This is a genomic window from Sphingobacterium sp. (assembly GCF_032065005.1).
Taxonomy (GTDB): domain Bacteria; phylum Bacteroidota; class Bacteroidia; order Sphingobacteriales; family Sphingobacteriaceae; genus Sphingobacterium.
On record NZ_DAMBMM010000004.1, the window covers coordinates 343,971 to 368,032 of the forward strand.

Here is a 24,062-nt window from a genome sequence, read left to right on the forward strand (position 1 = left end):
GTAAGATAGATGAACGAGTTTGCATTGCAGGTTTCAGACCATATAGATCAGATTATTCGATCGATACCTTTGTTCAAAGTAGAACTGAGCATGTCCATTGGATTTCTGCTCAGTATAGCCTGTACGCTAATATTTGATAAATACTGGAAGCATTCTTCCTTTTTTATCAGCATCCTAACGATCGTTTCCTCTTTTGCCATTCTTTTAACCCAATATGATTATGCGAATTTTGGGTTCTATGGGATGTTGACCCTTGATAAGACGTCGTTTTATGCCCGGGCATTTATTGCTTTAGGTTTATTGGTCTCTGCCATATTCCTGCAACAGCATTTTGCACAAAAGGAATTCAAGAAAAGAAAGGGCGACATCTACAACATCCTTTTGGCAGCAGGGATAGGTATGAACCTGTTTTCCATGACGACCCATTGGTTGATGGCTTTTATTGCCATTGAGATGGTATCCATCAGTTCCTATATCATGGTGGGATATTTCTCGGAAAACAAGAAACAATCTGAGGCTGCAATGAAATATGCTCTATTTGGTTCGGCATGTTCTGCAGTGATGTTATATGGACTTTCTTTGATTTATGGCTTTACAGGGGATCTGAATTTTGCTAGCCCTCGACATATACAAGGTTTGATTGCTGCGCCTGAGGTGATGAGCAGCATTGCCATCCTCTTTGTATTTACAGGGATTGGTTTCAAATTGAGTTTTGTTCCTTTCCATTTATGGGCACCGGATGTTTATGAGGGCGCTCCTACCCCCGTAACAGCATTTCTGTCTACAGTACCAAAGATTGCAGCCATTGTCTTGATGAGCAGATTGGCAGCGGCGTGGATCAGTACCCCATTCTATTTTAGCGAACTGACCTTTATGTTTGTTTCCATTGTGGCAATCATCACGATGCTCTTTGGTAACTTGATAGCCTTAAGGCAGACCGATATGAAACGATTGATGGCTTATTCCTCCATCGGGCATACCGGATTCCTTTTGATGGCCATTATCGGCTATGTAAATGGCCAACAGGATATTCTATTCTTCTATATTTTCATCTATGTGCTGATGAATTTGGCAAGTTTTGCATTCATCGATGTCCTGGAACAGAAGCTGGGCAGCAGCAATTTACAGGCTTATATTGGTCAAGGAAAGAAACTGCCATTAATATTTACCTGTTTCTCTATAGTAGGTATATCGTTGATCGGTATCCCGCCAACGGCCGGCTTTGTTGGAAAACTATTGGTCTTCACCAGTATTTTTGAAATCTACCAATCTGGGGGCGACCTCATCTTCTTGTGGCTCTTGATTATCGGTGCCCTAACTTCCGTAATTTCCCTGTTTTATTACTTCAAAATCCCATTGTATTCCTTCCTAAAAACCAATAAAGAGGAAGAAATCACCGCTAAAGACAACAACATTTCCGTTATGCTGGTTATTGGGGTTGTTTTGACCATCCTTGTGTTGGTATTTGGGTTGTTCCCGGGGCTAATCTTGAGGTAGAGTATTTAGTATAAAGTATTTAGTATTTAGACCTTTATGGTCTTGAAGTGCTGAAGCTGTTTTTTTCAAAAGGGAAATTTCCTTTCCTATAATATTAGCTTTTCGGCTCAAATAATTGATATTTGATGATAGTCTATTTAATGGACGTTATATTGTTCTAAATACTAATTACTAAATACTAACTACTATATTTGTACATGATATCTTCAGCAGCAAACAAAATTTTTCAAAAGGTAATTGAAGATTACCATGTTTATGATAAGATTGATCAGCCGATCGAGAATCCATATGGTCGCGAGACTTTAGAGCATTTATTGTATTTGAAATGTTGGATTGATACGGCGCAATGGCATATGGAGGATGTAATCCGTAATCCTAATATTGATCCGCGTGAAGGTCTATATTGGAAGAGAAGAATCGACAGGCAAAATCAGGAGCGCACGGATACCGTTGAGTTTATCGATAGTTATTATCTTCAGAAATTTGCGGATGTGGTTGCGCTAGCTGATGCGAAGATCAATTCGGAAAGTCCGGCATGGGCAATTGACCGATTATCGATCTTAGCCCTGAAGATCTACCATATGGAACAGGAAACCCTACGTAGTGATGTTTCTAAGGCACACCAAGATGCTTGTCAGCAAAAGTTAAATGTGCTGTTGGAGCAACGCAAGGACCTTTCCCAGAGTATAGATGAATTGCTTGCAGACATTGAAGCTGGCAAAAAATTCATGAAGGTGTACAAGCAAATGAAAATGTACAACGACCCGAACTTAAATCCTGTACTTTACGGGGCTCAAAAATAATTTCCTGAGATGAAGCGAATCTTGGTCACTAGATTTTCTGCAATGGGTGATGTCGCCATGGTTGCTTCGGTTTTAAGGGAATTCCAAGAACAACATACGGACACTGAAATCATTATGGTTTCACGTCCGTTTTTTTCTGCTTTTTTCGATGGAATACCGCGCTTGATCTTCCACCCTATCGACCCCAAGGGAAAACATAAAGGTTTACCTGGTTTAATAAAGCTATTCAAGGAACTGAAAAAGTACAAGACGAAGCAGGTTGCTGACCTACACAATAATATTAGGTCAAGGTTTTTGGACGTCCTTTTTCGGACTGCGGGATATCAGGTTCAAATCCTAGATAAAGGGAGGCCGGAAAAGAAAGCTTTAACACGAACCAAAGACAAGGTTTTTAAGCTCTTGAAGCTGACTACAGAACGATACGCTGATGTTTTCAGGAAATTGGGATATAACCTTCACTTAAGCCATCAATTGGCAAAGCAACATCGACTGATTCCTCCGGGTATGATGCCTATTCTGGCCTCAAATGCGAAAAAAGTTGGTATATCTGCTTTTGCTCAGCACCCCTATAAAGTTCTTCCCACAGAAAAAATGACCGAAGTAATCCATTCCTTATCGGATTTAGGGGTTCAGGTTGTGCTTTTTGGAGGTGGAGCAAAAGAGAAAGAGATTACGGAGAACTGGGAAAAGCAATTCCCCAATGTGCATTCTGTAGTAGGAAAATATAATTTAAGTCAGGAGTTGGATATCATTGCCCATCTCGATCTGATGGTAAGCATGGACAGCTCAGGCATGCACATGGCCTCCCTTATGGGTATTCCTTGTGTATCAGTATGGGGAGCAACCCACCCTTATGCCGGATTTTTGGGATATGGTCAGTCATTGGAAGATTGTGTTCAGGTGGGACATCCCAATAGACCGAATTCTGTTTATGGCAATAAGTCCTGTCTTTGTGATGGCGTAGAGGCAATTGATTTAGTAAGTAGCGAAATGGTTGTCGAGAGGATAAAAAAACACTTATTTTAATTAAATTCACGAAATTAATTACCTGAAAAAGAAATTCTGAATGTTGACAATAGGATTTGACGCCAAAAGATATTTCCTAAACTATACTGGCCTTGGTAATTACAGCAGGGATTTAATCAGGATACTTGAAAAACACTATCCTGAGAATAATTATATTAAATACACGCCAAAACTTGGGGATAACCTGACGTCCAACCAATTGACTGATAGAAAAATTCAATTACCGACTTCCAAGATTTCGAAAATGCTTCCCATGGTATGGAGAAATTGGAACATCATTTCTGATCTAAAGCGGGATAAGGTTCAAATCTACCATGGACTATCCGGTGAAATACCCATTGGACTGCAAAAGGCAGGAATTAAATCAGTCGTTACCATTCATGATCTAATCTTTTTACGATATCCGGAATTATACCGAGCTGTGGACAGATGGATTTATGATAAAAAGGCGAAATATGCCGTGGAAAATGCCGATCGAATCATAGCCATCAGTGAACAGACCAAACAGGACCTGATTTCATACTACCAGGTTCCCGAAGATAAAATATCGGTGATCTATCAGGTGAGCCATCCTGCATTTAAAACGGAAAAGACTGAGGAGGAAAAAGAAAGAATTCGATCAAAATATAACCTCCCAAGAGATTTCGTATTGAATGTTGGTTCCATCGAACCGAGAAAAAATGCATTTCAAATAGTAAAGGCCATTGAAGGATTGGATATTCCCTTGGTAATAATTGGGAAAGAAACCCCTTACACCCAGAGTATAAAGGAGTATATCGCTTCAAAAGGGATGGAGAAGCAAGTTGTATTTATGAAAGGATTAAGTATGGAGGAATTGGCCACGATATACGCCATGGCTAATATTTTCATTTATCCTTCCAAATTTGAAGGATTCGGCATTCCAATCATTGAGGCGCTCTACTCAGGCACACCCGTTATTACGACCAATTCTGGCGTGTTCCCAGAAGCAGCAGGACCTTTCTCGAATTATATTGATCCGGAAAATGTTGCAGAAATAAGAAAAAGCATACAACTGATCCTTTCTGATCCCGAATTAGCAAACAACATGGCCGTAAAGGGTAGAGAATATGTACAGCGGTTTAATGATGAATTCATTGCCCAGCAGATCATGGGGCTGTATCAGCAATTGGTTTAGCTTTTTGGAAGATCGATTTTTTGGTAAGGCTCAATATCCAGGACATATCTGATCCAGTTTTCAAAGGAGTATTTGTGTTTGATGTCTTCTGGTAATGGCTCGTATGGAGAATTGATAAATTCTTTCAAGCCTTCATAATTGTCCCCCTGCAGGAGGAAAAAGTTTGAAGGATTATAGAATTCATATTTTTTTATTTCTGGATTGTCTAATATTAGTTTTTTATCATTCCCGATTGCTTCGAAAACCCTAAAGGACAAGCCTTTGTGTACATCGTGCAAGAAATCAACCATAATCCTAGACCTATTCACCAAATCTAGGTTTTCCTCATAAGAGACATAATTCTTTGTCAATTCAAAGGATCTATCGCCATATTTCTTTTGAATCTTCTCTTTATCAGAATGGACCTTGATCACGGAATTAGAATGGATGTTTTTTAGATAGTCACTTAATTTTTCCAGTTTATTTATCCTAGACCGCACATAGTTCCCTAAATAATAAACATCGATATCCTTTTCAACATGGGGATCATGGCTATTGAGGTAAAAATTGCTGGCAGATTGAACCGAAGGGAAATTCAGGTCCGAAGGGTCAAAGACGAAAAATCGGTCGAACTCGGGAATTAAATCTTTTATCCCTGGAAAGCGATCTAATCCATCCCACTGGTAACCAACCAAGACCTTACTTTTTTCCTTGATCTTCTTAACGATATCCAAAGGGTAATAATCTGCTCGAAACATCAGGCAGTAATCAACGATCTCGTTCAATTCTTCTACGGCCTTGGTAATCCCTTGGCCAGTATCACGATATTTTAAATAGGGTTTGTATTTCCTGTCATTGAAAAAGACTTTCCTCAAGAAGTTAATGGTTCTATCAGCAAGGTTTTTATACTTAAATTTCCCAGTAAAAGGAATACCAATGACGCGAAACCCAAATAATTCCAATTGCTGTTTCACGGAATGGTATAGGAACCAATCTGGCATTGCCAATAAAATAGTTTTTCCTTCTCCAAACTTTACTTGACTCATTTAAGCTAATTCTTTATAAATTTTCCAATAAGCTCCAGCTGCTTTTTCCCAGCTAAACATTTTACTTCTTTCCACTACTGCAAGTTCCATTTCCATTGAAAACTGGAAAGAACATAATTCTTTTCCGTATTCAATTAAATAATCTTTATCAAAGGATTCAAGATATCGCACTACATTTCCTCCAATCTCCGGAAGACTGGTGGAATTTGATAATATGATATCCTTGCCAAAACTCATCGCCTCCACGACAGGCAATCCAAAGCCTTCAGTTTTTGAAGGGAAGCAAAAATATCTACAATTCTTTAAAAGGTAAACTTTTTCTCCCTCACTTATTGCTCCAATAAAATAAATCCTATCCATCACGCCCAATTCCTTACCTAATTCAAGGACTTTCTTTTGATAGTTTTTGTCAAAGATCTCTCCTGCTATGACTAAGTTAAATTCATTTTTCACCAACAGATAGACTAAGCTTTCGATGTTTTTTTTCGGCAAGATTGCTCCTACGAAAAACAAATAGGGAACCGACAAGTCCAAAAGTGGGAAATTGATTGCTGTTGGGCTAACTGCTGGATTAATATTATTGCCATTGTAGATCACGGAACATGGTTTATTCCGCACATCTATATACTCCATAACTTCTTGCTTCACATATTCTGAAATGCAGACAATTTCATCCGATTGATCGACATTGGATTGAACCTTGGACAGGTATTTCTTTTGCTTATCCTTAGGTTTTTCCCGTAAAAAATTCAGATCATGGATCGTCAGGACCTTGGCTATCTTATTGTTCCTTGGTAGATAGTCTGTCATTTGGTTGCTGGCATGCCAAACATTTAGATCAACCTTGAAAGACTGGATATATTTATGGATCGGCTTGCTGTTTATGTAGTTAGGGGTTCCCTTCAAGATTTGGCTGTTTTGGGGAGCATAAAAATACAGTTTTAGGGTAGAGTCGGAATCAGCGATATCAATTAAGGCATTTCCCAATTGAAGGCAAAAATGAAAAAGTCCAACGTTTCTATATTTTAAACGTTCGACGTCGAAACAAACATTTGCAGGTTGTTCTGGGATCATCATCAAACATAAAAAATATTCACAGGAATTTGATGGTTTAGCATTTAAAATCGACTAGTTCTGTAGCATTTTTATTATAAATTTCGTCTAAAATTTACTTACGGTTAGATTTTTGATAGTTATTATAAAATACTTTACAATATATAAATGGGTTTATCTAAGCAGATCAGATTATATTTCGAGAAAAAGAAACGACTAAAGAATACGATCAATGAATTTACAATAAATGTTCAAGAGCCTGATTTAGTTAAAGAAACCCTTGTTTTTCCTGAAACGAAACAACCCTTAGTCTCTATTATCATTCCATATTATAACATGGAAGCGACAACTAGAGCCTGTATAAAATCCATCCATCAAAATTTACCCGAGAATAGCTTCGAACTCCTATTAATCAATGATTGCAGCCAAGATGCCATCGATTTTTCGGATATTGAGAACACCGTTCAAATAACCAATGATACCAATTTAGGCTTTTTAGAGAGTGTAAATAAAGGTATTAGGACAGCAAAAGGCGATTTCATCTATTTATTAAACAATGACACCCTCGTGAATAAAGGTTTTTTAGATGAATTGGTCAATGTATTCAACACGAAAGAGGATGTTGGAGCAGTGGGATCTATGATCTTGAATACCGATGGTTCCCTTCAGGAAGCTGGTTCGCTTTTATTAAGTGCGGAAAGAATCCATCAGGTCAATAATGTTCCTGCATATTTTCCAGAAGTTAATTATGTGTATGAGGTGGATTATGCATCTGGATGCAGCCTACTCTTCAGGAAAACGGATGATCTAGGAAATCTCAATCTATTAGACCCTATTTATAAACCTGCATATTTTGAAGAAACAGACCTTTGTTTTAGAATAAGATATGACCAAGGGAAGAAAATTTACTTCAGTCCATTTTCAAAAGTGATTCATTTTGACGGTCTGACCTATAAGAATAAAAGTCAAGAGAAAGCGCTTCAAAAAGAAATGATCTTTAAGAAAAACAAGGAAATATTTTATTCTCGCTGGGGCAAATACCTTGATAAAATAAAGTCTAATACCGTCGAAGAAAGGAAGTTGGAAATCAATAACAACAAACAGATAATTTTCTTTCACGACCAAATGCCTAAAGTTGACAATAATTCAGGAGAGATACGGTTTACAGAGATCATGAAGGAATTTTGTGAATTGGGCTATCAAGTCACCTTGATTACAACGCAGAACAAATTTGAGAATGATTCGAACGAGTTTTACCAGAAGTTAGGGATTTGCGTGGTTTATGAGCATCATGCTAAAAATGATGTGGTTCAATTTTTAAAAAGAAGTGTATTCCATCAGCCGATCGTATGGTTCCATACGGCCATTAGTTTTAATAAATATTACAAAACTGCCCAAAAGTACATTCCAAATGCCAAAGTAATCTTTGATATGGTAGACATCCATCATTTAAGATTTAAAAGGGCATTAGAGTTTGAGGAAAACAATAAAGAACTCAAAAAGCTCTATAAAAAGTTTTACCAGTATGAATTGGAAGCAGCCGAAAAAGCTGATATCGTAATTCCAATTTCTGAACAGGAAAAGATTTATATGGGTAAATTCTGTGACGACAGGAAACTTCATGTGATTTCAAACATCCACTATCCAAGGATCAAGATAGAAGAAACACCGCGCTTCCAAGATCGTTCAGGAATCCTATTTGTCGGATCTAAACATACTCCAAATATTGACGCTGTAAATTACTTGATTGATGAAATCATGCCCGCGGTTTGGAAAGTCAATCCAGTAATAAAACTACATGTTGTAGGAGACTTGGATGAACATATTGATGAAGAAAAGAAAACCTTAAAAAACGTTGTTTTCCATGGTTTCGTTGAAGATATAGAACCTTTTTACCTCAACACGAAGTACATGATCGCTCCACTTCGTTACGGCGCAGGCGTTAAAGGAAAAATCGGCCAAGCCTTTGAATATTATTTACCAGTAATCACCAACAAGATTGGGGCAGAAGGAATGAATCTTCAAGATGGAATCAATATTCTTGACGCCAATACGACAGAGAAATTCGCTGAGCAAATCTTACGCTTGTACAATGATGAAGTGCTTTGGAAAAAACTGCAAGATAATTCTGAGAAAAGTTTGAGGCCATTTTCGGTTGAAAAGCTTAAGGACAGCATACAATTCATTGAGAATTACAGGGTTTAGTTATAATACTTAACAATTTCAGAACGATTTGTTAATTAATATTTCTTTATCTTGGTGTTTTAACTAGGTATTCAAAACATGAAAACATTATATCTTATCAGGCACGCCAAAGCTGAAGAACACTCTTTTTCAAAAGATGATTTTTATAGAGACCTACAAAAAAAGGGCAGAGAAAGAGCGGAAAGGATTGCTCAAAAGCTAAAAGACTCTTTTAAAATAGATGAAAAGACCCTTGCCATCTCATCCTCTGCAAACCGTGCCATCCAAACAGCAGAATTATTTTGTGAAGTGCTTGGCTACCCTAAAGAATCCATCCACCAGACGAGAGATATTTATGAGGCCCATTTTATGGATATCCTAAAAGTGATCAATAGCGTTCCGGATGAATATGATACCCTGTTGATATTTGGTCATAATCCAGGGCTTTCTAACCTGACCAACTATCTGAGCCATTCTGAAATTGAGCTGGCTACTTCCAATGTATCAATTTTACAGCTTGAAGGTGATCTGACCTTTGAAATGTTAGGAGGAGGAACTGCCAACCTAGTAGGATTATTAAAATAATAGTTTTTACCTTCGTATGTTATGGCAAACAAACTACAAGGTGAAAGTTCCCCATATTTAAAGCAACATGAACACAATCCTGTTCATTGGTTTCCATGGGGTGAAGAAGCATTAAATAAGGCAAAAGAAGAGAACAAGTTAATCATCGTTAGCATTGGCTATTCGGCTTGTCACTGGTGCCATGTAATGGAGCGCGAGAGTTTCGAAAATGAGGCCGTCGCGCAAACCATGAATAAGTTTTTTGTTTGCATTAAGGTAGATCGAGAAGAACGTCCGGATATTGATCAGATCTATATGATTGCGGTTCAATTAATGACCAATTCCGGTGGCTGGCCCCTAAACTGTATCTGTCTCCCAGATGGCAGACCAATCTATGGCGGAACTTATTTTAAGCCAAATGATTGGCAACAGATTCTGCTACAGATTGCGCAAATGTGGGAAGAAAAACCTGAGGTTGCCATAGATTATGCTGAAAAACTTACCCAAGGCATCCAGCAAGCTGAAAAACTCCCCATACAGAACATTCCTGAACAATATACCCTAAGTGATATCGTCCAGGTCGTAGAACCGTGGAAGGAGCAATTTGATGGTAAAAACGGTGGTTATACTCGTGCTCCTAAATTTCCTCTTCCCAATAACTGGATCTTTTTCTTACGTTATGGTTTCTTAAACCATGATAAAGGGGTGGTAGACCATGTTCATTTTACATTAGAAAAAATGGCAAATGGTGGCATCTATGATCAGGTTGGGGGTGGATTTGCCCGCTATTCTGTGGATGGGAAGTGGCATGTCCCCCATTTTGAAAAAATGCTCTATGATAATGGTCAGTTATTGAGTCTCTATAGTGAAGCTTATCAAAACAGACCCCAAATATTATATAAAAACATTGTTGAAGAAACCATAGCTTGGGCTGAACGCGAAATGCGGGATCCAAATGGAGGCTTCTATTCAGCACTTGATGCTGATTCGGAAGGTGTAGAAGGTAAATTCTATACCTTCGACTATGCAGAGTTTGATGTTTTGGGTGAAGATGCTGAACTCGCGAGAAACTTATTCAACATCAAAAAAAGTGGAAATTGGACTGAAGAACAAATCAACATCCCATTTGTAAACCCCGAGGATAATCAACTCATCAAGGAAGCGGGTTACAGTGAGGATGAATGGCAGGAGCACCTAAAAGAAATAAAAGCAAAACTCCTTCAATATAGAAGCAAAAGGATTAGACCAGGATTGGACCATAAACAGTTGACTACCTGGAATGCCTTGTTCATGAAAGGGTTAATTGACTCCTATAGGACCTTTGCTAATTCCCATTTTTTAGAATTAGCGGAAGGCATTGCAACCTTTATCGAAGAGCATTGTTGCCAAAATGGCAGACTTCTTCATCAGCCGTCAGACCACAACAGAACAATTTTTGGTTTTCTAGATGATTATGCATTTACCATTGAAGCCTATATAGCTTTATACGAGGCAACCTTTGAGGAAAAGTGGCTTGAGCGTGCAAAATCTTACCTAGAAATAGCGATATCCCAGTTTTTTGATGAGAATGAAGCTGTATTTTATTACAGCAGTAAGGACGCTGAAGTTCTGATTGCGAGAAAAAGTGAGATTATGGACAATGTAATTCCGGCTTCCTCTTCCACAATAGTGCGTTCATTGTTCAAACTCGGCGTATTATTTGATAATAGTAGGTACACGGAAATTGCAGATCGAGTTTTTGCCAATGTTTTTCCTCATATTAAATCCTATGGTTCGGCCTATTCAAATTGGGCAATCCAACTCTTAGAACTCCACTTTGGCGTTTGGGAGATCGCAATCACGGGAGATCAAGGTGAGGCTTGGCGAAAGGAATTAGATCAATATTACATCCCCAACAAAATCACTTTAGGGGGAACAAAAAGCAGTCTTCCTTTGTTAGAGCATAAAAACACAGTGGAAGACAAAGCATACCTTTGTCAGAAGAAAACCTGCAGCCTTCCACAATCGTCAATTACGGATATTATAGAATTAATAAATAATAAACAGGGATAGATTCCCACAATCTAATCAGAATGGCAGTAGAAAACAACAATGTAGTAACATTGAATTACGTTCTTCACACAATTGAAGATAACGGTGAAAAAACATTTGTAGAGCAAACAACGACTGAAAATCCTTTAACATTTTTATATGGTGTAGGCATGATGCTTCCTAAATTCGAAGAAAACATCGCTGGTTTAGCTGCTGGTGACAAAAAATCATTCGAGTTAGAAGCGGTTGATGCTTATGGCGAACGCGATGATCGTGCTATTGCACAATTACCTGCTGATATGTTCAAAGAAACTGGACTTCCTCCAGTTGGTGAAGTTCTTCCTTTACAAGACAACCAAGGAAACCAATTCCGTGCTGTTGTTGTAGAAGTAACTCCAGATGCAGTTGTTGCTGACTTGAACCACCCAATGGCTGGTAAAAAATTAAACTTCGATATCGAAATCTTAGACACTCGCGAAGCTACTCCTGAAGAATTATCTCATGGACATGCTCACGGTGCCGATGGTAACGAAGGACACTAAGAAAATTTAACACAAAAAAGGTCGCTGGGGTTTATCTCAGCGACCTTTTTTTGCTTATATTAGTTAAAAGACCTAAGCCCTATGATTTATCGAATTCCCTTGCTGCTCGCAATAAGCATCCTCTTTAACAATGCTTTTGCACAGAAAAATCTGACTAAGCCTAATATTATCCTCGTCTTTATGGATGACCTTGGCTATGGTGACCTTGGTGTTACCGGAGCGTTGGGATATCATACAACAGAATTGGACAGGATGGCAAATAATGGAATCCGCTTCACCAATTTCCTTGTACCTCAAGCGGTCTGCTCAGCCTCTAGATCGGCATTATTGACGGGTAACTATCCTAATCGGATGGGGATCAGTGGAGCATTTATGCCTTCTACTGGAGTGGGCCTGAACCCAGATGAGATCACCATGGCTGAATTGCTCAAGAGCAAAGGCTACAGCACACAGATCATCGGCAAATGGCACCTTGGAAGCGAACCGGAATTTCTTCCTACCAAACAAGGCTTTGACGCCTATTATGGAATCCCCTACTCCAACGATATGTGGCCAGTAGGCTTTGATGGTAAGCCTGCTAAACCTGATAGCTATGTTTCAAAATACCCTGTATTACCTCTATTGAAGATAAAAAATGGACAAAGTATTCCAGATACGGTGTTGAAAATTAACAACCTTGAAGATCAAGCGGTATTAACTGAAAACTACACTAAACAGGCTCTAGACTTTATCAAAGCCAATAAGGACAATCCATTCTTTCTGTATTTAGCCCATAGCATGACCCATGTGCCCATTGCTGCTTCAAAAAAATTCCGAGGTACATCTGATCAAGGGCTATATGGGGATGTCATGCACGAAATAGATGATTCCATGGGGCAGATTTTCCAAACCTTAAAATCAAATGGCCTGAGCGACAACACGATTGTAATTTTTACCAGTGATAATGGGCCTTGGCTTAACTTCGGCAATCATAATGGTTCATCAGGAGGGTTTAGAGAAGGCAAAGGAGCCAGTTGGGAAGGTGGGCAGCGTGTCCCTTGCATCATCTATTGGCCAAACATGATTAAGGAAGGTCAGATCAACAACAACCTTACCAGCAGCATGGATATTTTTGCTACGGTTGCTGAGATCGTGAATTATAAAGACAATCCTAATCAAATTGATGGAATTAGCTTCTTGGCACAGATCAAAGATCCTAAGGCAGAAGCTCCACGCAAATCCATGTACTATTATTACAACCAGAATGACCTGGAGGCAGTCCGTTTTGAAAACTGGAAGCTGGTCTTTCCACACAAGTCCAGATCTTACGAAGGTATACTTCCCGGAAATGATGGCTTTGGAGGCAATTACAAAGAACTAGAAATAAAAACCATGGAGTTATACGACCTCCGCCGCGATCCTGGAGAACGGTACAATGTCATCGAACAGAATCCAGAGGTATTAGAGAAATTACTCGAAATTGCTGATGAAGCCCGTAGAGATCTTGGAGACAACCTGACCAAGGCTGAGGGACAAAATCGAAGACCTGTAGGGAGAATCCCTAAAAAATAAGAAATCCTAAAGCTTGGTTGCTCTCAACATTTCACGTTTTCCGGGAGCACCAGGCGCTTTTTCAATGCTAAAACCCAAAGCTTTCATCGCTCGTTTTAAGTTGCCCGTAATGGCATAAGTCACAAAGACACCTCCCGATTTCAGGAATTGGCAAACATGAGCTAAAGTCTCAGGAGTCCACATTTCTGGCTGATGAATCTCTGCAAAGGCATCAAAATAGATAACATCAAAAAGTTCATCACTATGAAATTCCATCACTTTCTGATGAGCAACTTCAACCTGTACAGTATCTAAAAGTTTGGTTCTTGAATTGATTGCATTTGGGTATTTTTCAACAAAACTCTCCCAAATAACGTCAGCAACATATTGACCATAATCAGACTGCTGAATCAATTCTTGGCTCAAGGGGAAAGCCTCAATGCCAACATAATCAAGGGAAATCTGATGCTGATGGCAATAATCTGCTGTCATCAAGAAATTCAATCCCGTCCCGAATCCAATCTCCAAGACAGATGCCGAACCACTTGATTCCTTCTCCAACCAATACCGTAACCCTGTATTCAAAAATACATGGACACTTTCTTGATGCGCACCATGTTTAGAATGGTAATGCTCTCCCACCTCCTCATGGTACAAAGTTTTTGAGCCATCTGCTGTTTTAACGAATTCCATTATATATTTTTGGCAAATCTAAAATAAAAACAACTATTTTAGCTTGAGCAAATTACTTAAATGAAAGAAATCCTAAAAAATTACGGAAGTATCATCTTACTTCTAATAGGTATTACTATTGGTAGTCTGATCGGAATATTCTTCCCTCAGGCTGTTGATATCCTTAAACCCATAGGTGATATTTTCTTAAACTTACTCTTCGTTTCCGTAATCCCACTTCTATTCTTTGCCATTTCATCTTCCATTGCCAATATTGAGGACAGTAACAAACTTGGAAAGACCATAGGGGTTATGACAGCGGTATTTATCGGAACGATTATCATCGCAGCCATAGCGACCATCGCTGGACTTTGGGCATTTCCTGTCACCGCCATTTCAGATGGTTCGGCAGTCAATGAAGCCCTTTCCACCAATGCCGATGAAACATGGGGCGACCGAATCGTGCGTTTTTTGAGTGTTGATGAGTTTGCCAACCTGCTTTCCCGAAAAAACATTTTGGCCTTTGTCATCTTTGCCCTTTTGGTCGGAACGGCAACCCGTAAATCTGGTGAGATGGGAAAACAGTTCACTGCCTTCTTGAATGCTGGAAACAAGGTTATGGAAAACCTTTTGATCTTGGTCATGAAAGCTGGCCCTGTTGGATTAGGAGCATATTTCGCCTATCAGGTAAAGACCTTAGGTCCTGAACTCTTTGGATTCTATGCCAAGCCATTAGGGTTCTACTATGGTTTTGGAGTCGTATTTTTTATCGTATTCTTCAGCCTTTATGCCTTTGTTGCAAAAGGTTCATCAGGCGTAAAGTCTTATTGGAAACATAATATTTCACCATCATTAACAGCCATCAGTACCTGCAGCAGCTTGGCAACTTTGCCCGCAAACCTGATTGCTTCCAACAGGATTGGCATTCCAAAAGAAATATCTAGTATCGTGGTACCTTTGGGAAACACCCTTTACAAAAACGGATCCGCCATTTCATCTATCCTAAAGATCTATGTCGCTTTCTCCATCTTAGGATGGAATTTCTTTGAGCCAACCACCTTGATTACCGCAGTAGGCATCACCGTCTTGGTCTCTATGGTTGCTGGGGGGATTCCCAATGGAGGATTTATCGGAGAAATGCTAATGATCTCCATCTATGGAATACCAAATGAAGCAGTACCATCTATATTGATTATCGGCGCCTTGGTAGACCCATTAGCCACCGTCCTGAATGCAACAGGTGACACCGTCGCCGCAATGTTAGTCACCAGATTCTCAGGAGAAAAATTTAACCCAGAACAAGCTGAAGCTTAATAAATAAGGATAAAAGAATATAGGAAAGCTCATTCAAAAACAATAATTTGACTGAGCTTTCTTATTTGAATCACTTTTATTACAAAAGCCTGAAATTAGATTTTTCTGGAAATCAAGAACCAAACACCTTCGAAACCTTCACAAAAGGCTATATTCAAGACACTTACAAAATTTAACGTAACTTAAATAGAAACATTCTAAATAACTCAATTTCATTGCTAAATTCATTCCTTGCACTACTATTTCGTAATTTTGCAGTTGGTTAATATTATATTCATATAGAGATGAAGAAAAGTTCGATCATTTTAATTGTAATTATAGCGATAGCTATTGCGATGATACTTGTGATCTATACCGATTCTAGTACATATTCAACATTTACTGAGGCGAGGGAAAAGAAGACAGAGATCTATGTAGTAGGTGTTTTGAATAAACAAAAAGATCTGCATTATGATCCTGTGAAGGATGCAAATCATTTCTCTTTTTACATGTTTGACAATGACAGTACAGAGTGTCAGGTAGTATTCAATGGTTCTAAACCTCAGGATATCGAGCGTTCTGAACAAATTGTTTTGACCGGTAAAATGGAAGGTAATGTTTTCCATGCCAGCAAGATTTTGATGAAATGTCCTTCGAAATACAATCAGGATCAAATGGAGGTGATTGAAACATCATCTACCCCAGCAACAGCATCAGTCAATTAACAATTCAATACCTCAATATTCTATGGACGTAAATTACGTTGGAGAAAATCTACTTCCAGGTCAAATTGGACAGTTTTTCGTAGTCCTTTCTTTTGGAGCAGCATTATTATCCTTCATTTCCTATTTCTTTGCAACCAAATACCCTGAAGAAAAATCTTGGAAACAATTAGGGCGTATTGGCTTTTGGCTTAATGCCCTGTCAATCGTTGTGATTGGTGCCACCCTTTTTTATATCATCTACAATCACCTTTTCGTATATCACTATGCCTATGCGCATTCATCGATGACCCTGCCTACCCATTATATCATTTCATCATTCTGGGAAGGGCAAGAGGGAAGTTTTTGGCTATGGATGTTCTGGCAAGTGGTCATAGGGTCTATCCTAGTATTCAAGGCGAAAAGCTGGGAAAGCCCGGTGATGACCTTTGTCATGCTATGTCAACTTTTCTTGGCGTCCATGCTGTTAGGTGTAGAGGTCTTCGGTTCCCGCATTGGTAGTTCACCATTTATTTTGCTTAGGGATGCCATGAACTGGCCTATCCTAAAGGATCCGAATTACCTGAGCATGATCAAAGATGGCCGTGGATTAAACCCATTGTTACAGAACTATTGGATGGTTATCCACCCTCCTACCTTATTCTTAGGCTTTGCATCCATGATCGTTCCTTTTGCTTACGCAGCAGCCGGACTTTGGCAAAAACGCTATAAAGAATGGATCAATCCAGGATTGCCTTGGGCATTATTCGCAGTGATGATCCTTGGTGCAGGTATCATCATGGGATCTTTCTGGGCGTATGAAGCACTGAACTTTGGTGGCTTCTGGGCTTGGGACCCTGTTGAAAACGTATCGATCATTCCTTGGTTGACCTTGATTGCTGCCGTTCACGTCATGGTAGCTTATAAAAACACTGGACATGCTTACTTTACTGCCGTATTCTTGGCAATGATCAGCTTTGTCCTTGTAATCTATGCTTCGTATCTGACACGTAGCGGTATCTTGGGCGAAACATCGGTACACTCCTTCACCAGTTTAGGGATGTCCGGGCAGCTTATCATCTTCAACCTTATTTTCTTGATCATTATGATCGTGTTATTGGTTGCAAGAAGAAAAGAAATGCCAAGCACCAAGAAAGAAGAAGAAATATATTCACGCGAATTTTGGTTATTCATCGGTGCATTGGTCCTTACCGTTGCCTGTGTGCAGATGATCGCAACGACCTCCATTCCCGTATTCAATGCATTGTTTGGAACAAAGGTAGCCCCTCCGGTAGACCCAATTCCTCATTACAACAAATGGCAAGGTGCATTTGCAGTTGTTGTCATGCTATTAACTGCATTTACGCAATTCCTAAAATACAAACGTACCGATAGCAAAAAGTTTTGGGCAGCTACTCTGGCATCCTTTATCTTCGCTTTGGTCATCTCAGCAGCTATCGTTTACTTCACAAATATTTACACCAATATCATGTTCATCCTGATCACCTTTACTTCGGTGTTCGCAATCTTGGTGAACTTAAGGGTATTGGGTGATTCGTTCAAAGGTAAATGGCGCTTGGCAGGATCAGCTGTATCCCATATTGGTTTTGGTCTTTTGCTAATCGGAGCATTGATCGCTGCAGCTACCAACGAGGTGGTTTCTGTAAACAGCAGTAACTATATCGCCGTAGCAGGATTTGACCAAGTAGAAAAACCAGGGGACAACCTGTTCTTAACAGAAGGTGAACCTGTTGATATGGGAAAATACAAGATCACTTACATCGGTGACTCTGTTGCCAAACCTAACGTCTTTTATAAAATCAAATACGATGAAATCGACGAAGAGACAGGCAACATCAAAAATTCCTTTGTCTTAAAGCCTTTTGCGCAGAACAACCCGCAAATGGGTGGATTGATCGGAACTCCAGGAACGAAACATTTCCTTACCCATGACATCTATACGGTTATCACCGCAGCAGCTTCTGATTCCCAGAAACCAGCTGAACAGGATGCTCAGGAAGGAAGTGCTGGTTTTGAAGACTATGAAGAACCTGCAACCTATGAGGTCAATGTTGGTGATACCCTTCGTTATAGAAATGGATTCTATGTGATCCAAGGCATCAACAAGGATGCTAAATTGGAAAACATGCCAAAGGCTGACGATGACATTTTGGTTGGATTAAAGATCAAGGTGGTTGCTTCAGATGGCAAGGAATTCCCTGTAGAACCAATCTTTTTGATCAAAGGTGGCAATACCTTCGATTTCTATAAAGATGTCCCAGAACAAGGGCTAAGATTCAGATTTACGAAGATTATGCCAGAGAAGAACAAACTGGAATTAATGGCTTACCAAAAACCTCTTCCAGAAAAGAAATGGGTGGTATTCAAAGCCATCAAATTCCCTTATATCAACTTCTTCTGGTGTGGTACCATCGTCATGACCATTGGTTTTGGAATGGCCATTTATCGTAGACTAAAAGACAATAAAATTAAAGAAGCTAAACAAGCAGCATAATGAATATCGTCCTTATCGGCAGTGGAAATATTGCGACCCACCTTGGGAAAGCATTCACTGATGCTGGACATCATGTTGCTCAAGTATATTCTAGAACATTAGCCAATGCCAATGCATTGGCTAATGTTTTATCCGCTCAGGCTATCGATAACTTCGCTCAATTGGACTCCAAGGCCGATCTCTATCTATTGGCCGTTTCTGATTCAGCAATCGCTGAGCTTGCTCAAAACCTTCCGAATGATCTGGAAGGCATCATTGCCCATTGCTCAGGTGCCACTGAAATTGAAGTTCTCAAGAAGTTCAAAAACCACGGGGTGATTTACCCTATCCAGAGTTTTTCCAAGGACAAGGAGGTAGATCTGAGCCATACCCCCTTCGGCATTGAAGGAAACAATGAAAAATCCGCTCAAGCACTCTTGCAAATAGCCAGCGAGATTTCAGATTATACATTCGCTTGCAATTCACAACAGAGGCTTGCCTTGCATGTCTCCGCTGTTTTTGCAAACAACTTCAGCAACGCTCTTTTCCAGCTTTCCTATGACCTGCTCCAAGAGCATAATCTACCCTTCGATCTCATCCGTCCGATCATCCAGGCAACGGCAGAAAAAGTGCAAAATCACGAACCTAGACAGGTTCAGACAGGACCTGCAGCAAGAAATGACAAAACAACCATGGTTACGCATTTCAACTTTCTTAGCCCCCATCCTGATTGGCAACTTATTTACCAAAAAATATCGGACCTTATTATTAAAACAAGAGAGAATAATTCAGAAAATTAACAATTCAATAAATCTTTAAACTTCTTACTAATTTTTTCATAATACCCTCTGAACTTGCTAATTTTGCATGCAAATAACCGGTTATAGGGTTCTTGTTCCGTTTATGGCACATTTATGGCGGAACCTAGACTGTGGTAATAAATTATAATAAGTTTAGCATAATAATTTCATCATGCAGGTAAGAAAACTCATCCTAGGGATCATTATTTTAGTAAACCTAATAATTATCTCTTTTGGTGTCATCTTTACTCCAAAATGGTTTTGGTTGTTACTGATTCCATTCCCGCTCTTAATCATCGCCCTATATCACAGTTTCCAAACGAAACATGCGATCTTAAGAAACTATCCCGTGGTTGGATACTTCCGTTATTTCTTGGAGTCCATCCGCCCAGAATTAAGACAATACTTCTGGGAGTCTGATACAGATGGTAGACCTTTCAACAGACGTCAGCGTTCTATCGTTTATCAACGTGCGAAAAACCAACGTGAAACTGTTGCCTTCGGTATGCAAAGCGACCCGCAGGCTGTAGGAAACGAATGGGCTGCACACAGTATCTTCCCTGTTCATATCGAAGATCACAATTTGCGTACTACTGTAGGTAATGCAGCCTGTAAGCAACCTTATAGCTTAAGCGTGTTCAACATCTCCGCAATGAGTTACGGAGCATTGAGCCGCACGGCCATTACTGCCTTAAATAAAGGTGCAGCCTTACAAAACTTTGCCCACAATACCGGTGAAGGTGGTATTTCACAATACCATATCAACGGTGGTGACCTGATTTGGCAGGTGGGTACCGGTTATTTCGGCTGTAGGGATGAAAATGGTTACTTTGAACCAAACCTTTTCCGTGAAAAATCGACCCGCCCTTATGTGAAAATGATCGAATTGAAACTTTCTCAAGGTGCTAAGCCTGGTCATGGAGGTATCCTTCCGGCGGCAAAAAACACCCCTGAGGTTGCTGCGATCCGTCACGTTGTTCCGGGTACAGATGTAATGTCTCCACCGGCACACAGTTCATTCAAAACTCCTGTAGAGATGATGAACTTTATCCAAAAGCTGCGTGAACTTTCCGATTACAAACCTGTAGGTTTCAAACTTTGTATAGGTGATAAACAAGAGTTCATCGAAATCTGCCAGGCGATGCAAGAGACCCAGATCATGCCTGACTTCATCTCTATCGATGGATCAGAAGGTGGTACCGGTGCTGCTCCTTTGGAATTCACGGACAACTTGGGTATGCCGCTTTACGATGCCTTGGCTTTCGTAACTACGACCTTGATCAACTTCGGATTGAAGAAACATATCAAAATCATCGTTTCAAGTAGAATCGTTACGGGATTTGATATCCTGAAAGTGATCGCTTTAGGTGCTGATGCATGCTATAGCGCACGTGGAATGATGTTCGCATTAGGCTGTATCCAAGCCCTGAAATGTAATGAAGACGTATGTCCGGTAGGTGTTGCAACGCAACAGCCTCACCTTTACAAAGGATTGGACGTAGAAGATAAATATGTGCGTGTAGCACAGTTCCACCGTAACACATTACGTGCTACCGTAGAAATCATGGAAGCCTGTGGTTTCAATAGCCTCGATGAGGTCAATGCTGACAAATTCTTCCGTAAGGTCGATAGTCAGAATACACTAAGCTTCCAAGATATTTACTTTAAGAATACAGGTAAATTGGTAAACAACCGCAGCGACTTCGCTCCGGAAGTATTTGATTAAGCCAATCTTACTTCAAGTTATTAAAAACTATCTCCAAAAGCTGTTGGGCCTGTTTCATAGAGTTTCTATCAACACCCGCCATAGCTTCAGAGATAGTTTTTTCTGCTTGTTGCATACACTTATCCTTGATTTTATGGCCCTGCGCCGTTAGATAGATCTGGTTTGCCCGTTTGTCTCCAGAACTGCTCACCCGCACCAATAGCTTCTGTTTTTCTAGATTGGAAATCAATCGCGATACACTGGGTTTGTCGCGAAAGGTCAGCTTGGCAATCTCCTGTTGGCTCAATCCTTCCGATTCCCATAGGAAATAAAGGACGCTCCATTGCTCCGCTGTAATATGAAGTCCACTATCCTTAAAGTTCCTTTGCAAGCGTCTGCCAATTGCTGTTGAAACTCTCCCCGTTAAGAATGAATAGAATTCATTTGCATAATAAATCTCATTTGTTATCATATCAGGTTAATTTGGTAATAAAGTTGTTGATGCAATTAAATGATTAATTGCTGTAATTGCAAATTATTTATCTATGATAAATAATTTCAATGAAAAATTTAGCTATTTTTATAGATATGGATAATCCTATTTTAATCATTCTTATCGTTATCGGCAGTGTAATCTACAAGATTTACCAAGGCTACCAAGAAGAGCAAGAAAAAGCTAAAAAAAGATTGGAAGAGCTCAAAAAGAAACTTCCAAACCAAAATCCATTTCAACAAACTAAACCAGCCCCTGCCCCTGTTCAGACCACTAAACCGGCTCCAAAACCTGTCGTATTCCAAAAACCCAAACAGGTAGAAACCTATAGCGAGATTCCATCTTACGATGAAGTGGAAATAGCAAGGCAAAGAAAAATAGAACAGAAAAGATTGGCTGCTGAAAAAAGACTCAAAGAAGAGAAATTGAAATCCGAAAGAAAACCAATGGAAGTCATAGACCTAGAGCCTCAACACTTTAACCTCCGTCAAGCCATCGTCCAACAAGCAGTCTTAGAAAGACCGTATAAGGATTGATAATAACCTCTTGATCCTCTGAATCAGAAATAAATTGAATTTCAAATTGGCCTAACTCTTAACTGTTCAAATGAACTATAAGAATTTAAATTGGTCTTGGTCCTTCAGGAAAGGAAATTGCTCTCTACTTTCCTCCAAATCTTTAGGGTTCAGGGTAAAGGTATACAGGTCTTCATCTTCTGGCTTATAGTAAACTACATCACCATTCGGCGAGATACACATCGATCCACCTGAATAATATACTTCTTTCCCATCATGGCCTACTCGGTTCACACCGATTACAAATGCTTGATTTTCAATAGCACGTGCCGGTATCAATGCACGCCAATGCGATGATCGCTTGTCTGGCCAACTCGCCGTATAGACCATCAGATCATATGCCCCATTCTGATTCCTCGACCAAGTCGGAAATCGCAGGTCATAACAGATCATCGGACAGATTCTCCAACCTTTCAACTGGAAAATAATACGCGATTGTCCTGCAGTGAAGACTTTATCCTCGCCGGCCATTGAAAATAAATGTCTTTTATCGTAATGTACAAAGCTGCCATCTGGCGACATCCACACAAATCGATTGAAATACTTACTGTCTTCCTCAATGATCAAGGTACCTGCAACTACACATTCAAACTTCTTCGCTGTCTCATACAACCAATGCATGGTCTTGCCATTCATGGTCTCTGCACATTTTTCCACATTCGTGGTAAAGCCTGTATTGAACATCTCTGGCAAAATAATCAGATCCGTTTTCTCACGCAATGAAGACAGCCTTAAACCTAAATTCTGAAGGTTCTTATCTACATTCTCCCAAAAAAGGTATGCTTGAAATATGGTGATTTTTAGTGGCTCCATTAATGTCCTTAGCTCTATTAATTCTTTTTCTGTTTTCACCAAATTATAAAAATCTTGGCAATTTTCATAATTAGCGTGTACGGTGCATCAAAGTATCTGCTAAATTCTTCAATTCCACCTTCTGCGATTCAGGAACGGCAATTTCTTCCAATTTATTGTAAGCCAGATCCATAAATCGCAACTTAATTTCTTCAGCATGCCTGTCGATATTAAATCTCGCATATAGATTTTTCATTCGGCTTACTTTCTCTGTATCTTTTATATCATCCGAATTGATCAGTTCCCCAAACTCTGCCCTAGCGGAATCATCAATCAAATGCTCTGTCTTTATCCTTAAATACGTCTTCTTGTTGCATAGGATATCACCGCCTACCTGCTTTCCAAAGGTCTTAGGATCCCCGTAAACATCTAGGTAATCATCTTGAAGCTGAAAGGCTATTCCCAGATTCACTCCAAAATCATAGATCAATTGTTGCTGCTGCTCATCAGCATGCGCCAATATCGCTCCCATTTGCAGTGCTCCACCAAGTAAAACCGATGTTTTCAAACGGATCATATTCAGATAATCATCCTCAGATACATCTGCCATATTCTCGAAATCCATATCCAATTGCTGCCCCTCGCAAACTTCCAAAGCGATCTTACTGAACACATGCAATAAGCTTGGGATACGGTCAGCAGGACTTTTTCCCAATTCTTGATAGGCTTTCACCAATAAGGCATCGCCAGATAGGATCGCAACATTATCGTTCCATTTCTGATGAACTGTTTCCTTGCCTCTTCTCAAGGGCGCCCGATCCATAATATCATCATGTATCAACGAGAAATTATGGAAATATTCTATGGCGATACTTGCAGGAAGAACCTCCTCCAAATTTTCCTTGCCAAACAACTTTGCTCCCATCAGGACCAACATCGGTCGGATGCGCTTGCCAGCCAAGGAAAGGATATAAGCTATTGGATCATATAAGTCGGCAGGTTGTTTTGGAAACTCAGCATTTTGAATATATCCAGCAATCAACTTGCCATAGGGATGCTGTTCGAACATAATCTTGTAAAATTAGGACGAAGATAACAATTTGAGACGGAATAGCTGAAGCCTTAG

The 24,062-nt window shown here is 39.7% G+C and carries 21 protein-coding genes; 15 read left to right on the forward strand and 6 right to left on the reverse strand.

Annotated features, from left to right (window positions below):
- Positions 1-9: 9 nt before the first annotated feature.
- The 4 genes from RT138_RS08885 (at position 10) to RT138_RS08900 (ending at position 4,482) form a co-directional block, all read left to right on the forward strand.
- A complete protein-coding gene (locus tag RT138_RS08885) occupies positions 10-1,497 on the forward strand; it encodes an NADH-quinone oxidoreductase subunit N (RefSeq protein ID WP_313190382.1) in 1,488 nt (495 codons plus the stop codon).
- A 197-nt stretch (positions 1,498-1,694) separates the two neighbouring features.
- Positions 1,695-2,300 carry a DUF4254 domain-containing protein gene (locus tag RT138_RS08890; RefSeq protein WP_313190383.1) on the forward strand — a complete coding sequence of 202 codons (606 nt, stop codon included), beginning with the start codon at positions 1,695-1,697 and terminating at the stop codon, positions 2,298-2,300.
- Positions 2,301-2,309: 9 nt separating this feature from the next.
- The gene (locus tag RT138_RS08895; protein WP_313190384.1) at positions 2,310-3,326 is read left to right on the forward strand and encodes a glycosyltransferase family 9 protein; all 1,017 of its coding nucleotides are present in this window, start codon (positions 2,310-2,312) and stop codon (positions 3,324-3,326) included.
- A gap of 40 nt (positions 3,327-3,366) precedes the next feature.
- Positions 3,367-4,482, forward strand: a complete 1,116-nt coding sequence (locus RT138_RS08900; RefSeq protein ID WP_313190385.1) for a glycosyltransferase family 1 protein — start codon at positions 3,367-3,369, stop codon at positions 4,480-4,482.
- Here RT138_RS08900 and RT138_RS08905 read toward each other — a convergent pair.
- Both RT138_RS08905 and RT138_RS08910 read right to left on the reverse strand, forming a co-directional pair.
- A complete protein-coding gene (locus tag RT138_RS08905; RefSeq protein WP_313190386.1) occupies positions 4,479-5,507 on the reverse strand; it encodes a hypothetical protein in 1,029 nt (342 codons plus the stop codon). The two genes, RT138_RS08900 and RT138_RS08905, sit on opposite strands and share 4 nt — an antisense overlap.
- The gene (locus RT138_RS08910; protein WP_313190387.1) at positions 5,508-6,584 is read right to left on the reverse strand and encodes a glycosyltransferase family 1 protein; all 1,077 of its coding nucleotides are present in this window, start codon (positions 6,582-6,584) and stop codon (positions 5,508-5,510) included.
- Between the two features lie 144 nt (positions 6,585-6,728).
- Between RT138_RS08910 and RT138_RS08915 the strand changes: the two genes are divergently transcribed.
- The 5 genes from RT138_RS08915 (at position 6,729) to RT138_RS08935 (ending at position 13,432) form a co-directional block, all read left to right on the forward strand.
- On the forward strand, positions 6,729-8,765 hold the full coding sequence (locus RT138_RS08915; protein ID WP_313190388.1) for a glycosyltransferase: 2,037 nt from the start codon (positions 6,729-6,731) through the stop codon (positions 8,763-8,765).
- Between the two features lie 78 nt (positions 8,766-8,843).
- Complete coding sequence (locus tag RT138_RS08920) at positions 8,844-9,329, forward strand: histidine phosphatase family protein (protein WP_313190389.1); 486 nt, start codon at positions 8,844-8,846, stop codon at positions 9,327-9,329.
- 21 nt (positions 9,330-9,350) lie between these two features.
- On the forward strand, positions 9,351-11,360 hold the full coding sequence (locus tag RT138_RS08925; protein WP_313190390.1) for a thioredoxin domain-containing protein: 2,010 nt from the start codon (positions 9,351-9,353) through the stop codon (positions 11,358-11,360).
- A 20-nt stretch (positions 11,361-11,380) separates the two neighbouring features.
- Positions 11,381-11,881 (forward strand): peptidylprolyl isomerase, encoded by a 501-nt coding sequence (locus RT138_RS08930; RefSeq protein WP_185210923.1) that lies wholly within the window; start codon positions 11,381-11,383, stop codon positions 11,879-11,881.
- Positions 11,882-11,962: 81 nt separating this feature from the next.
- A complete protein-coding gene (locus RT138_RS08935; protein WP_313190391.1) occupies positions 11,963-13,432 on the forward strand; it encodes a sulfatase in 1,470 nt (489 codons plus the stop codon).
- Between the two features lie 6 nt (positions 13,433-13,438).
- Here the strand turns inward: RT138_RS08935 and mnmD are convergent, their stop codons facing one another.
- Positions 13,439-14,104 (reverse strand): tRNA (5-methylaminomethyl-2-thiouridine)(34)-methyltransferase MnmD, encoded by a 666-nt coding sequence (gene mnmD, locus RT138_RS08940; protein ID WP_313190392.1) that lies wholly within the window; start codon positions 14,102-14,104, stop codon positions 13,439-13,441.
- A 60-nt stretch (positions 14,105-14,164) separates the two neighbouring features.
- Here mnmD and RT138_RS08945 point away from each other — a divergent pair, with 60 nt between their 5' ends.
- The 5 genes from RT138_RS08945 to RT138_RS08965 all read left to right on the forward strand — a co-directional run bounded on the left by RT138_RS08945 (position 14,165) and on the right by RT138_RS08965 (position 21,097).
- A complete protein-coding gene (locus tag RT138_RS08945; RefSeq protein ID WP_313190393.1) occupies positions 14,165-15,397 on the forward strand; it encodes a dicarboxylate/amino acid:cation symporter in 1,233 nt (410 codons plus the stop codon).
- Between the two features lie 284 nt (positions 15,398-15,681).
- A complete protein-coding gene (locus RT138_RS08950) occupies positions 15,682-16,101 on the forward strand; it encodes a cytochrome c maturation protein CcmE (RefSeq protein ID WP_185210929.1) in 420 nt (139 codons plus the stop codon).
- Positions 16,102-16,123: 22 nt separating this feature from the next.
- Entirely contained in the window at positions 16,124-18,592 is a 2,469-nt protein-coding gene (gene ccsA / locus RT138_RS08955) for a cytochrome c biogenesis protein CcsA (RefSeq protein WP_313190394.1), read from the forward strand.
- The gene (locus RT138_RS08960; RefSeq protein WP_313190395.1) at positions 18,592-19,371 is read left to right on the forward strand and encodes a Rossmann-like and DUF2520 domain-containing protein; all 780 of its coding nucleotides are present in this window, start codon (positions 18,592-18,594) and stop codon (positions 19,369-19,371) included. Before ccsA ends, RT138_RS08960 begins: the two co-directional genes overlap by 1 nt.
- A gap of 172 nt (positions 19,372-19,543) precedes the next feature.
- Complete coding sequence (locus RT138_RS08965; protein ID WP_313190396.1) at positions 19,544-21,097, forward strand: FMN-binding glutamate synthase family protein; 1,554 nt, start codon at positions 19,544-19,546, stop codon at positions 21,095-21,097.
- 7 nt (positions 21,098-21,104) lie between these two features.
- Here the strand turns inward: RT138_RS08965 and RT138_RS08970 are convergent, their stop codons facing one another.
- Complete coding sequence (locus RT138_RS08970; RefSeq protein WP_313190397.1) at positions 21,105-21,548, reverse strand: MarR family transcriptional regulator; 444 nt, start codon at positions 21,546-21,548, stop codon at positions 21,105-21,107.
- A gap of 89 nt (positions 21,549-21,637) precedes the next feature.
- Here RT138_RS08970 and RT138_RS08975 point away from each other — a divergent pair, with 89 nt between their 5' ends.
- Positions 21,638-22,105, forward strand: coding sequence for a hypothetical protein (locus RT138_RS08975; RefSeq protein ID WP_313190398.1), 468 nt, complete (start codon positions 21,638-21,640; stop codon positions 22,103-22,105).
- Positions 22,106-22,180: 75 nt separating this feature from the next.
- On the opposite strand, the gene RT138_RS08980 is transcribed toward RT138_RS08975, so the two are convergent.
- Both RT138_RS08980 and RT138_RS08985 read right to left on the reverse strand, forming a co-directional pair.
- Complete coding sequence (locus tag RT138_RS08980) at positions 22,181-22,957, reverse strand: amidohydrolase (RefSeq protein WP_185210940.1); 777 nt, start codon at positions 22,955-22,957, stop codon at positions 22,181-22,183.
- 70 nt (positions 22,958-23,027) lie between these two features.
- A complete protein-coding gene (locus tag RT138_RS08985; RefSeq protein ID WP_313190399.1) occupies positions 23,028-24,005 on the reverse strand; it encodes a polyprenyl synthetase family protein in 978 nt (325 codons plus the stop codon).
- Positions 24,006-24,062 lie beyond the last annotated feature (57 nt).